Origin of the sequence: Paenibacillus sp. FSL P4-0338 (assembly GCF_038002365.1) — a bacterium.
Taxonomy (GTDB): Bacteria; Bacillota; Bacilli; order Paenibacillales; family Paenibacillaceae; genus Paenibacillus_AQ.
In genome coordinates this window covers 578,031-590,122 of record NZ_JBBOCG010000002.1, presented here as the reverse complement: position 1 = coordinate 590,122, position 12,092 = coordinate 578,031, and the positions used below count along the sequence as shown (strand labels likewise).

Genomic DNA, 12,092 nt, shown 5'->3' with positions numbered 1-12,092 from the left:
ATGCTGTTTTTCACATACATTTGGTCCATGTGCCTGCTTGTGGGCATAATGTATGCTGTTTTCCACATACATTGTGGCCATATGCCTGCTTGCGAGCATAATGTATGCTGTTTTTCACATACATTTGGTCCATATGTCCCTGTACCAGCCAATTGTATTCGGTTAGAAGGACACTATAGTTTCCTATATAACAAATATAACAAAAAAAGCCCGCCGCCACTGTTGCAGTGGCAGGCGGGCTTATCCATGGCAGTTCCGGTCCAAGTGCAGGGATAACCTGCTCTATTCCTTGATCAGGGCCAGGAATTCGGCCCTTGCCGCAGCATCCTCACGGAAGGTGCCGCGGGTGGCCATCGTAACCGTCTTGCTGCCTGGCTTCTTCACGCCCCGGGCACACATGCACAGATGCTCCCCTTCGACTACAACCATAACACCGTGCGGATTCAGCACCTCGGTCATGATGTCGGCGATCTGGGCCGTGATACGCTCCTGCACCTGCAACCGGCGGCTGACCGCTTCTACGAGCCGGGCCAGCTTGCTGAGTCCGGCAATGCGGCCGCTGGGAACATAGCCGATATGCACCTTGCCGAAGAATGGAGCCATGTGATGCTCACATTGGCTATAGTAGACAATATCCTTCACAATGACCAGCTCTTCATGAGACTCGTCAAACGTTACGCCCAGTGCTTCGCGCGGATCAATGGAATAACCGCCGAAGATCTCTTCATACATCCGCGTCACTCTGGCCGGTGTTTCGAGCAGACCTTCGCGGCTGGTATCTTCACCGATTAATTCCAGAATCTTCTCTACATGATACTCAATCTGCTCCCGGTTTACAGAAACCTTCCCGTTCTTGTACTCCTTGATGCCTCCCATGAAAGCTCCCCCCTTCCGCACCTGCAGCTGACTCTTATCTATTTCATACGATCATCATTATTACTTCTTGCGGGAATTTCCTTTGCCCGCAGCAGGACGCCCCGGCGGATTACCATTCTTCATCATCTGCTGGGCACGCTGCATTTGCTTCCCGTTCAGGTTATACCCCATTTGCTTGGCAACCTTCTGCAGCATTTCAGGATCATTCTGCATCGTTGTCATCTGTCTGCGCAGATAATACACACCGATGAAGAATCCGCCGATCAGCCCTACCACAAGCGTAATAATAGGCAATGCAATATTCATCTGTAATCCACCTTTGTACTCTATTGTCTGGCGATAACCCTGTTCAGGCACGCGAATCTATCATAGCATTTCAACAACTGGACAGCAATTGGCAAATCCCGCTGTCAGCCGGTTCATGTCACGTCGGCTGCTCCCTGTTCCCGGAGCTTGCCTACAGCCTGCTCCAGCATGTCGCGCACCGCAGCGTCCTCTTCGCTCTCCAGCGCCTGCTCAACAGCCGCAAGCGCTGCTTCGCCGCCGATGCGGCTAAGCGCCCAGGCCGAGGTTCCGCGCATTTCCGGCCGAGGCTCCTTCAGCAGAAGCTCCGTCAGCTTCGGCACCGCCGAAGCCTCCTTGAAATTGCCCAGGGCAATGACAGCGTTACGCTGAATCGGCTTCTTGCCGCGCCAAGCCGCCGAGCTACTGCCGAACTTCTCCTTGAACTCCCGGTTGCTGAGGTCCAGAATCGGCATCAGAAGCGGCTTAACCACCTCAGGGTCAGGCAGAAGCTGCGGGCGGTGGTTCCAGTTCTTGCCCCGGTTATGCGGACAAACAATCTGGCAGGTATCACAGCCATACAGCCGGTTGCCGATCTTGGTCATATAGTGATCGCTCAGGAAGCCCTTCGTCTGGGTCAAGAAGGAGATACAGGCCTGGGCATTGAGCTGGCCCGGTCCGACCAACGCTCCGGTAGGACAGGCGTCGATGCATTTGGTGCAGTCACCGCAGCCTTCCTGCACAGGCTGGTCCGGGGGAAGCGGCAGATTCGTCACCATCTCCCCCAGATAGATCCATGATCCCCACTTGGGGGAGATGATCGCGCAGTTCTTGCCGCTGAAGCCGATCCCTGCCCGCTCTGCCACAGCCCGGTCTACAAGTGCCCCCGTATCCACCATGCTCTCCAGCACGGCATCCGGGACACGCTCACGGATGAAGCTCTCCAGCTTCGCCAGCGCCTCACGTAGGACATGATGGTAGTCCTGGCCCCAGGAGGCGCGGGCCAGAATACCCCTGCGCGCACCCGGCTCGGATTTGGGCGGGTCCTCCATTTTGGAGGGATAAGCAACCGCAATGGCAATGATGGAGAGCGGCTGCTCCCCGGACTGCAGGGCCGGAACCGTCCGCTTGTCCAAATCAGGCTCCTCGAACCCGGATTCATATCCGTTGTCCCGGTGCTCCTGGAGAATGTTCTTCAAATATAAAAACGGCTCTGCAGTGGTGAACCCGATATCATCGATACCGAGCGCAGGTGCAGCCGCCTTAATCTCAGCCTTAAGCTCCTCCCATTTGGAAGGAGGCGGAGCGTAACCTTTCTGGATGTTGAGGTGCATATCCGCCTCTCCTTTATAGAATGAATAAGGTAACTCTACAGGGCCTTCATCTTAGAGAAAGGCCACCAGATCAGGGACACCTTACCCACGATACTCTCCCCTGCGACAGCGCCGAAATAACGGCTGTCCTTGCTGGCTCCGGCATGCCGGTTGTCCCCCATGACGAAGTAGGTCCCCGCCTGCACGGTCAGGCTATTGAAATCGGGATCTTCAATAGATGTATCGATATAAGGCTCATCCAGCAGCTTGCCGTTGAGATAGAGCTGCTGGTTCCGCACTTCAATGATGTCGCCGGGAATGCCGATCACCCGCTTGACCAGATATTCCTTGCGGCTGGGTCCCGTACTGGGATCATGAAGGACGACAACCTCCCCGCGGCCCGGATTCCCGAAGCTGAGGGCGATTTTATTAATAATCAGCTTCTCTCCCTGATACAGGGTAGGCTGCATGGATTGCCCGATTACAGTAGACACATTGAACACATAGATATTAAGCAGCGACATCACAGCAAACACAATCCCCGCCGTAATGATCCACTCCCGTATATCCTTGATCCACGTTCTTCCAGACTTCTGTCTGGACTTATTATGCGTCACTGATCTGTATCTTTGTCTGCGGCTCCGCATGAAATCTTCTTCAAGCTCCCGGTTCATAGGCCACCTACTTGCTTCGATTGGGTTATCCGTTCCTTAACAATAGAAAAGCATATCTCCCGCCCATTTGCAATGGACATAGGGAAGATATGCTTTAGTATAATGAAACAGACTATGCAGGAATATCCATATACTCGAAGTTCCGGCCCTGCAATAGCTCTCTACTCTAACATTTGATTCCGCTTACAGCAGCGGTTCAGCAACAGTTACCCGACAATGCTCAGCTTGCGCACGGATTTGAAAATGTGGTTCTCGTCATAACCCATGGCCTCATAGAGCGGCATTGCAAAAGAATTGTGTTCATCCACGGCAACATAGATACCGCTGACCTTCCGCGCCTGAAATCTGTTCTCCATAGCCGTTACAAGACTCTTGCCGACTCCTCTGCGGCGGTAATCAGGATGGACGGCAATGCGGAAATAACAGCCGTGATTCTTCTCAATCGTACCAATCAGCGCACCGATGATTTCTCCTTCATCCTCAGCAACTACAATGAGATCAGAATCCCATGACAATTGCCTGGAGAAAGGCTCGATCGTGCTCTCGAAACATTCTTCCGATAATGCGGTCTGCAGCAATTCAGTCACTGGAGTAACATCGCTTAATTGAAAGGAACGAACGTGCATACTTAAAAGTCTCCCTTTTCTATGGCTTATGATTTTACAAAAAGAAGGGGTTTCCATAACAGTATAAAGTGGAAAAAAGCATCAAAAACCGAGGAATACCTGCTTTTGTCTCTATTAAAGCACACTTTTCTCGCGTTATCATCATTTTTCTTTTGAAAGCGCTTGATATGAAGCGTTTTCATTCAATATAGTTTCATATTTAACATGTATTAGGAGATTTCCTAGTCAAAACGTCCCAGTTACTAAGCCTTATTAGTTTAACATAGCCTTAACACTTTCTGTGTACGGAGGACAAGAAAATACTTTTTAAACATTTTTGTTTATTTAATGTTGCATTATTGTTCCAGATGCGTTTTAATAATAGTATCTCAACGGATATATACCAAAACCAACATATAATCAGGAGGGATTTTTCCATGGCTTTTCAATTACCGGCACTTCCGTACCCGAACAACGCACTTGAACCACACATCGACGCATTGACGATGGAGATTCATCATGACAGGCACCATAACACTTATGTGACGAACCTGAACGCCGCACTGGAAAAGGCACCCGAACTGCAAAACAAAAGCATCGATGAGCTTCTGACCGACCTGAACGCTGTACCTGAAGCGATCCGCACAGCGGTCCGCAACAACGGCGGTGGACATGCCAACCACACCCTGTTCTGGGAAGTGATTGGACCGAACGGCGGCGGCGCACCTACTGGCGCACTGGCTGCTGCCATTGACAGCGAACTGGGCGGCTTCGATAAATTCAAGGAAGACTTCGCTACTGCGGCTACTACACGCTTCGGCAGCGGCTGGGCTTGGCTCGTTGTGAAGGACGGCAAGCTTGCTGTAACCAGCACTCCTAACCAGGATAACCCGATCAGCGAAGGCGCAACTCCAATCCTCGGCCTCGATGTATGGGAGCATGCCTACTACCTGAACTACCAGAACAAACGTCCTGACTACATCAAGGCATTCTGGAACGTAGTGAACTGGGAAGAAGTCGGCAAACGTTACGAAAGCTCCAAATAAGCATCGGCCTTCAGCATGATGCTGTAAGCAAACAGGTTCACCTCTGCTGTAATGGCAAGGGTGAACCTGTTTTTGTATACCGTCTCCGTTCAACGTGCACGCTAGGCCAGGCCTCAGATCATTGCATGAACTTGGCATTCAGAGCGTCGTATTCACGCCGGGTAACCGGAATTACCGTTCCATGACGGGGGCTGGCCGGCAGCTCATAATCAGAGGATACCGTCCACTTGCCGGAATCCAGATCTTCCGTCTCCAGCGGGATGTACCCTCTCCCTCCGAATTCATCCACAAACAGATACCACTTCTGCTCCGTATTGGATTTGAACAGGGTTGGCCCTTCAATGCCCTTCAGTCCGCCGACACTCCCGCTTAGCAGCTTCACCGCAGGGGCAAATACCGAATCCAGGGACTCCTGGAACACCATTTTGCCAAAAGGGGATTCCGGGCCTTGCTCGCGTTCATCCTTGGTGAATCTGTAAATCTTCCCGTTATACGCAGCCATAGTGGTATCGATGATCGAATGCCCGTAGTCCATATAGACCTGCGGCTCTGTGAACGCGCGGAAATCGCGTGTCTTGCTGTACATAATTTTCTGGTAGGCGTCCCCGGTGTGAGTGGAATCGGTGTACATCCGCGAGGCCCAGAATACGATATATTCCCTGCTCTCCTGGTCATAGATCACCTCAGGTGCCCAGGTATTCCCCGCTTCCTCAGGTGAGACCTGGGCTTCCCAAGGCTCCGACCAGTCCACCAGATTATCCGATTCCCATACAATAATCGCCCGGCTGCCTTGTGTCTGGGCTGCACCCCAATCCCAGTTGCCGTTGATCTTCAGATCGGTGGCGATGAGATAGAACCGGTCCCCTTCAGGTGAACGGATGATGAACGGGTCCCTGACCCCCTTGTTGCCCAAGCTGGACCTAAGCACGGGCTTCCCGGCATTCAGCTCCTTCCAATGCAGCGGGTCATTGCCTTCGCTGAGGGCGAAATATACCTGCTCGCCGTCCCCGGTCCCTTCGCCTGTGAAATAGCTGAATAAATAGCCCGCATAGTCCCCCGCAGCCGGAATTTCCTGCGCAACCTGAGTCTGCGCAGCCTGAGTCTGGACAACCTCACCCGGCAGGTTAGCCTCCTCCTCTAACTCCGGCCCGCCGGCCACCAGGGTCACCACCGACTTGGCCGGGATAACGGCCTGGAATACCTGCTCCCCAGCTGCTGTCCCATCAGCAGCTGCATCAGCGGCCACATCCTCGCCGCGCGCCAGATCCAACTGCGCATTGGTTACATAGGAACGCAAGGCAGATGCCTTCAGTCCCAGTCCGCTCAAGGTGAGCTGCACCTGCTTCTCCTCCAGGCTGTCATTCACCAGCACCGCCGTCATGCTCTGCTCCTCATCGTGCAAGTAAGCCGAGCCGAGCAGCTCGCTTCCGGCTTCCTGGCTCAGACCGGAGAGTGCAATCCGCACCGCTCCGGGGCGGATGAACTTGCTGTAGTTGCCGAGCGACCAGAGAATCTTCGAGGTCAGGATGTTCTGCTCATCCCCAGGCTGAGTGTAATCGGTGTACAGCAAGCCGTCCTTGTAATCCACCTTGGACACTGCAGTCCACCACTGCCATGCGGCTGCATCCGCCTCGGTCAGATCAAAGTGAATGGTGCGCGCCACCTGTAGCGCCGGCTCCATTCCCAGATCCCGTCCCGGGCCATAATCGCCCATAATGCAATATTCGGTAACCCAGTACTTGGCCTCAGGATCATATTGCTTCAGATTACCGTCCAACAGCTGTCTTAGCTTAACCAGGCGGTCATCGCCGGGATGGCTGTAATCAGACCAGTAGGAATGCGAGGCGATCTTATTGCCTACTGCTTCCTTCAGCACAGGATCACCCAAGAGGTCCTTAATATATTCACGGTATTTTCCCAGCCCCAGGCTGTTAGCCCCGCTGGAATAGACACCGCTGCCCGTGAATTCCCGGTAGTGCTCATCATCCAGCAGAGAGGTAATCTCTACCCCGTCCGGAGCACTGATCTGCGCTTCCAGCCCGCTGGCGCGGAGCTGGGCGTGCAGCTCCAGAATCACCCGCTTCAGGTCGTCATTGTTGTACCGGCTGGCTTCCTGCTGCGCATGATTCCAGTCCCAGGTCGGCTCGTTAACGGGGCTGATATAATTGAACTCCAGCCCTTCCTGCTTGAAATGCTCCAGCACCTCAATCAGGAAGGCGGCGAAGGCAGCTTCAGAGCCTTCCTTCAAATTACTGGACCCCACCTCTGGGTCAGGCTGGGCATGACCGCTACGGGTCATCCAGACCGGCGGGCTGTTGACGAAGGCAATCAGAGATTCGACTCCGCGCTCCTGGGCTGCCCGCAGGAACCACTGCTGGCCTGCCTGCCTGCTCCAGTCGTACGGCCCTTCCTCCGTTATTTTGAAGGCTTCCGTTCTCCGCCATGGATCTGGAATGATCGCCTGATCGGTCTCCGCCGAGCCTGCGCCTATATTGAAGCGCCAGGCCGACAGCCCGATCCCTCTGCTGCGTGAGAACAGTAAATCTGCCACCTTGTTCTTATTCTCTTCGGTCCACTCCTTCCCCAGGGGGTCCATGGACCAGGCGTCGGACGCGCCAAAGTTATCGATAGTCTGATAGCGGAGATTACCGTCTATCGTCACTGCCGCATCCGGCGGTTTCTGGTGCTGCACAGGGATTTCCTCCTCTTTCCTATTACTGAACAGAATTACTACAACAACAACACACACTAGAACAATGCCGATAACCGCCGTAACTGCCAGCCGCTTCATGCTCCTATCCTCCTCCTAACCAACCAGACCGGAACGCTCCACACTCTCTACGAAATGCCGCTGAACGAATACATAGAGGATAATCAGCGGCAGAATCGCCATCAGCACACTCGTATTCATCATCATGGACATGAAGAACGGGTCCTGAACGAGCGAATTCGCCGCTTGGCCCCCGCCGGTCATGTAGGTAGCAATACCGTAGCCCGCCGAAGACATCATCGATGACATGACCTTCGGTTCGTTCAGATACATATTGGTGAAGAATGAATCATTCCACTGCCACACGAAGGAGAACAGCATCACCGTTACCATTGACGGAATAGCATTGGGTAGAATCACCCGCGCGAAGGTGGTGAAATAGCCGGCTCCGTCCACATAGGCCGCTTCCTCAATCTCTCGTGGAATACCCTTGAAAAACTGGCGGAAAATATAGACATACAGCCCTGTCTTAACACCCATCCCGAGCATCGAAGAAATTATAAACGGCCAATACGTATTGATCAGGTTCGCCGGCTTCCCCGTGAACAGCTCAATCAGACCGAACAGGTCAAAGTTCTTGAAATGCAGGTACAGCGGGATCATGATCGTCTGGGACGGGACAAGAATCGTAAAGATTACTGCGGCGAACAGCAGCCCGCTCCCCTTGAACTTAATCCGGGCAAAGCCGTAACCGGCCAGCACACAGATGATCGTCTGAAGCACCATGACCGCTGATGACAACAGCATGGTGTTACGCAGAACTGCCGGATAGTTCATCGCCTTGAAGACAAGCCTGAAGTTCTCCAGGGTGAAGGCCTGCGGGACCCAGATCACGGTGGAATCATACAAATCATCCATACTCTTGAACGCAATCGACAGCTTTAGCAGGATCGGGTACAGGATGACGAACGAAATGCCGAAGACCAGCACAAAGCGGGCGAATACCCACAACCATTTTTTTGAAAATTCCACCCAATAGGCGGCCGAGGCCAGCCTGTGCAGCTGCTCTTTCCTGGATCGGTGCGGCATTGCTGCGGTCTCTGTCTTCATGAATGCTCCTCCTTCCTAACCGCTAGTCTTGATAAAAGACTTTACGTGAGATCAGCGCCGTCGTTATCCACAACAGCAGTGCAATGATGACAAAATACATCCAGGACATGGCTGCGCTCAGCCCGAAATTGAAGCTCTTGAACGCTGTATCCACCACCATGCGGCTGGTCTGGTCGCTGATGAAGCTGTCGATGATGGTGTAGACCAGATTGGTCAGAATCAGCGGGCCGATCATCGGAAACGTAATTTTCCAGAACGCCTCATAGCCTGTGGAACCTTCAATCTTCGCCGCCTCATACAGGGAAGGTGAGATCGATTGCAGCCCCGCTAAAAAGATCAGGATCTGCACGCCCGATTGGCTGACAATCTCATAGATCCGGCTCACCGCTCCAGTCAGATACTGCACCACGGTAGGGCTCAGGCCAGATTCGATCAGCAGCGTGGTCAGCTCCAGATTCTTGATCACCGACAGGCCTCCGCCTGTGGAATCACTGGCGCTGCGTACAACGGACTGCATCAGGTCCCCGTTCTCGATGCTGGCAATAATGCCCGAGGCCAGAATGACCGGCAGGAAGAAGATCGCCCGGGCCAGCACTCTGCCATGGAACTTCTGATTGAGCAGCACGGCGAAAAACAGGCTGAAAATCAGAATAAGCGGGGTGTTCAGCACGATATTCATCACAGATTCCGTTAATGTCCGGACATAGGATTCATGGGAGAACAGCGCCTCCCGGAAGTTCGCGAGTCCGATATACTTCAGCGTGAAGCCCTCATCATTGACCTGCAGGTTACTGAGGCTGAACCGCAGGGAAGACAGTAGCGGCGTCAGGAACAGGAAGCAGAAGCCCGCGAACCAGGGAAGAATGAAGTACAAGCCGTAATATCTGTTTTTTTGCTCCAGGGACAGCTTCTTAAGCTTCATTATTGCTGCTCACCTCCTACCCGGTAATTCCGTCCGTCTATGGTTACTCCGCCCACACTCACCGGCGTACGGTTGTAATTGACTATAATCGTGGTGCCTGCTTCATAAGTCGTCTGATAGACACCTTCCGCCAGCTTCTTATGCTCTCTGATCGTCTGGGACTGGACATTCTTCAGCACGAGGCTCAATGCCTGATACTGACCGGCTGCCTGGTCAATCCAGCTGCGGTAATCGGCGGAGTAGAGGCTGCCAAAGCCCGTCATTTTAATCGCGGAAGGATCAGCATAGAACCAGGTGTAATACGGTGCGCCCCCGGTCTCCAGCGCCTTGAGCAGACTGAGCGATGCATCCTGATCGTCAGCCATATTCCAGGCAGTTCCGGCATATTGCAGATAACCGTGGTACACCATCTGGAAGAAGGGGATGCTCTCATCCGTAATATTGAACCCGCTGCTCTGCATGGGTGCAGCCAGTATATGGCGGGCGAAGGGAGCCGCGTACGCATTGCCGCCCTCTACCATCAGGCGGGGCACCGAGCTGCTCATACGCTCCAGCTGCTCCTTGACGATTCCCTCGGCCTGCTGGCGGTCAACCAGTTCCTCCGCATTGAAATCGGAATTCAGCCCGCTGCCGAGATCCCGCAGGGACAAGCCGTCTACTCCAAGCTCTGCATAATCCCCGAGGAAACCGTCTACCACACCCGGCAATACCCGGGGGCTGACGACATAACCGGAGGGCTCCTGCACATCCAGCTTCAGCATGGAGAAGTCGAAGGGATACGTATGCGCCAGCTTACCCGTAATCAGCCGGGAGGCCTGTGACTTGCGGAGGCCCTTGGCTTCCGGGAAGGTCTGTAGGAACGAAGCATCGGGATACAGTGTAATCCCCTTATCCTGTGCGTAGGCCTGCAGCTCCTTAAGCCCAGCGGTCCCGCCAAGCTTGCTGTCTACAGATACGCCCTTCGGGTAATTATGGTTGATGCCGCCGTTGAACCATCCGGTATACCGCAGTTGAATGTCCCCGATCCCCTTCTCCTGCATCTGCTCCAGAATGGCCTTGGCCTCCTTGAAGGAGGTAAGCGGCTCATAAGCGCTGTAAGGAATGCCCAGGAAGAATTTCTTCTTCGGAATGCCGCCGATCAATTCCAGATAAAAGGGAACGTTCTCTGTCCTGTCCAGCCTTGCCATCCTGGTATGTTCGATTAAGTACTCCCGGTAATGCGCGGCCATACCTGAATAGCTGGCTTCCTCCTGATCAAGGAAGCTGTACGCTACAGTGATATCTCCGGGGTAGATCCCCGCCTGAAATTGCTTCACTGTACTGGAGCGCCAGCCGTTGGTCAGTGTCACTTCCTCCAGACTGCCTAGCGTATAGCTGGAGAAGACATTGTTATACTGATTCAGCCGCCCGCTGACATCTGCCTCCACAGCCGCAACCGCGTCCCCGCTCTCGATCACCGCCAGGAAGCCCCGGTCCTCAACCTTCATGCCGAATACAGGCAGCCGTGCGGTCTCCTCCTTCTGCACTTGCCCCAGCTGGGTCAGCGCAGCATCCGGCCCGTACATCGCTGTACGGTAAGGGGTAGCATAGAGCTTGTTATTATTGAAGTGTATCAGTGACCCGGAGCCGTCCGGCACCAGGCTGTAGCCTTCATCCTTTGTCCCGCTCGCCCCAAAAAACGGAAGCAGCGACAAACTCTGAATGTGCATATTATCCGGATAACGGACCTTATCGCCCGGGATGCTTACCTTCAGCTGCTTCCCGTCCAGCCGGTATTCCAGGGGAAGTGTCACCAGGGCGGCTCCGTCATCCTCTTCACCGTAGGCGGCTTTATCGATGGCGATTTGCGCCTCATCATAGCCGATCAGCCCGAACAGGGTGGTTACCTTCTTCAGCCCCACTCCCTTAAAGGAGGTGTCTCTTCGTTCATACCGCTTACTCAATTCATCGTACCTGAACCGCTTCTCAATCTCCTTCTTGTCACTTTCCTTCTCAAGACGGCCGATGATCAGGGTACGGAAGCGTTCTTCACTGATGTATTTGGGAATTCCGTCGATATTGCTCTTGACCTCCCCCAGCGTGTACACGATGTTCAGACTGTCACCCGATTCCTCAATGGTGAATTGACTGCTCTGTACACTGTGGGTGTAGTTGTCGTAGTTCATGAGATTACCCTTGCTGTCATAGTAGGTCAGCTCTACCTGCACATTCAGCTTGGATTTGTTATAGCCGGTGGCAACGGCGTCCTGTTCACGGTCCTGCGGGTTAGAATACCAGATCGCTCCGCTCTTCTTATCCTTAACGGCAACCTCCGTAGTCGTCTGATTCAGATACAGGGTCAAATACTCGTTGTCCAGGGCCGCCTTCAGATCTGCGGATAGCTCCGGCGCTTCCGGGGTACGGGTATTCTGCCCGCTCTGCACTTCAGACTGTACCGCCGCTTCCGCTTCAGGTGCGGATTCCGCCAAGTCCGCGTAAGGCAGAACGGCTGCCCCGCTGAGCATAAGTACAATTGCAATGATGGTTAGCTTCTTCTTCAAAGCCTGGCTCCTCC

At 53.7% G+C, this 12,092-nt stretch carries 9 protein-coding genes and 1 pseudogene; 1 reads left to right on the top strand and 9 read right to left on the bottom strand.

Annotation, left to right across the window (positions count from 1 at the left end):
* Positions 1-282: 282 nt before the first annotated feature.
* The 5 genes and pseudogenes from folE to MKZ07_RS26610 form a co-directional block, all read right to left on the bottom strand.
* On the bottom strand, positions 283-876 hold the full coding sequence (gene folE, locus MKZ07_RS26630; protein WP_036700041.1) for a GTP cyclohydrolase I FolE: 594 nt from the start codon (positions 874-876) through the stop codon (positions 283-285).
* Positions 877-936: 60 nt separating this feature from the next.
* Entirely contained in the window at positions 937-1,182 is a 246-nt protein-coding gene (locus MKZ07_RS26625; RefSeq protein ID WP_076161298.1) for a YneF family protein, read from the bottom strand.
* Positions 1,183-1,304: 122 nt separating this feature from the next.
* Positions 1,305-2,492 (bottom strand): annotated as a pseudogene (queG, locus tag MKZ07_RS26620) (tRNA epoxyqueuosine(34) reductase QueG); the annotation flags it as partial.
* A gap of 35 nt (positions 2,493-2,527) precedes the next feature.
* A complete protein-coding gene (lepB, locus tag MKZ07_RS26615) occupies positions 2,528-3,145 on the bottom strand; it encodes a signal peptidase I (protein WP_083678144.1) in 618 nt (205 codons plus the stop codon).
* Between the two features lie 206 nt (positions 3,146-3,351).
* The gene (locus MKZ07_RS26610; protein ID WP_036700038.1) at positions 3,352-3,771 is read right to left on the bottom strand and encodes a GNAT family N-acetyltransferase; all 420 of its coding nucleotides are present in this window, start codon (positions 3,769-3,771) and stop codon (positions 3,352-3,354) included.
* A gap of 416 nt (positions 3,772-4,187) precedes the next feature.
* Here MKZ07_RS26610 and MKZ07_RS26605 point away from each other — a divergent pair, with 416 nt between their 5' ends.
* A complete protein-coding gene (locus MKZ07_RS26605; RefSeq protein WP_036700036.1) occupies positions 4,188-4,796 on the top strand; it encodes a superoxide dismutase in 609 nt (202 codons plus the stop codon).
* Positions 4,797-4,914: 118 nt separating this feature from the next.
* Here MKZ07_RS26605 and MKZ07_RS26600 read toward each other — a convergent pair whose 3' ends face one another.
* From MKZ07_RS26600 to MKZ07_RS26585, 4 genes are read right to left on the bottom strand one after another with little or no spacing between them, the layout of a single operon-like run.
* Complete coding sequence (locus MKZ07_RS26600; RefSeq protein ID WP_341028585.1) at positions 4,915-7,587, bottom strand: glycoside hydrolase; 2,673 nt, start codon at positions 7,585-7,587, stop codon at positions 4,915-4,917.
* Between the two features lie 15 nt (positions 7,588-7,602).
* Complete coding sequence (locus tag MKZ07_RS26595) at positions 7,603-8,616, bottom strand: carbohydrate ABC transporter permease (RefSeq protein WP_083678142.1); 1,014 nt, start codon at positions 8,614-8,616, stop codon at positions 7,603-7,605.
* A 22-nt stretch (positions 8,617-8,638) separates the two neighbouring features.
* Positions 8,639-9,538 carry a carbohydrate ABC transporter permease gene (locus MKZ07_RS26590; RefSeq protein ID WP_036700035.1) on the bottom strand — a complete coding sequence of 300 codons (900 nt, stop codon included), beginning with the start codon at positions 9,536-9,538 and terminating at the stop codon, positions 8,639-8,641.
* Positions 9,538-12,078 carry a DUF5696 domain-containing protein gene (locus MKZ07_RS26585; protein ID WP_051493984.1) on the bottom strand — a complete coding sequence of 847 codons (2,541 nt, stop codon included), beginning with the start codon at positions 12,076-12,078 and terminating at the stop codon, positions 9,538-9,540. Before MKZ07_RS26585 ends, MKZ07_RS26590 begins: the two co-directional genes overlap by 1 nt.
* Positions 12,079-12,092: the final 14 nt, after the last annotated feature.

Bases quoted from the DNA above. Each gene is read 5' to 3' on its own strand.
- folE (WP_036700041.1), bottom strand. From the start codon at position 876: ATGGGAGGCATCAAGGAGTACAAGAACGGGAAGGTTTCTGTAAACCGG.
- MKZ07_RS26610 (WP_036700038.1), bottom strand. From the start codon at position 3,771: ATGCACGTTCGTTCCTTTCAATTAAGCGATGTTACTCCAGTGACTGAA.
- MKZ07_RS26625 (WP_076161298.1), bottom strand. From the start codon at position 1,182: ATGAATATTGCATTGCCTATTATTACGCTTGTGGTAGGGCTGATCGGC.
- MKZ07_RS26600 (WP_341028585.1), bottom strand. From the start codon at position 7,587: ATGAAGCGGCTGGCAGTTACGGCGGTTATCGGCATTGTTCTAGTGTGT.
- MKZ07_RS26605 (WP_036700036.1), top strand. From the start codon at position 4,188: ATGGCTTTTCAATTACCGGCACTTCCGTACCCGAACAACGCACTTGAA.
- MKZ07_RS26590 (WP_036700035.1), bottom strand. From the start codon at position 9,538: ATGAAGCTTAAGAAGCTGTCCCTGGAGCAAAAAAACAGATATTACGGC.
- MKZ07_RS26595 (WP_083678142.1), bottom strand. From the start codon at position 8,616: ATGAAGACAGAGACCGCAGCAATGCCGCACCGATCCAGGAAAGAGCAG.
- lepB (WP_083678144.1), bottom strand. From the start codon at position 3,145: ATGAACCGGGAGCTTGAAGAAGATTTCATGCGGAGCCGCAGACAAAGA.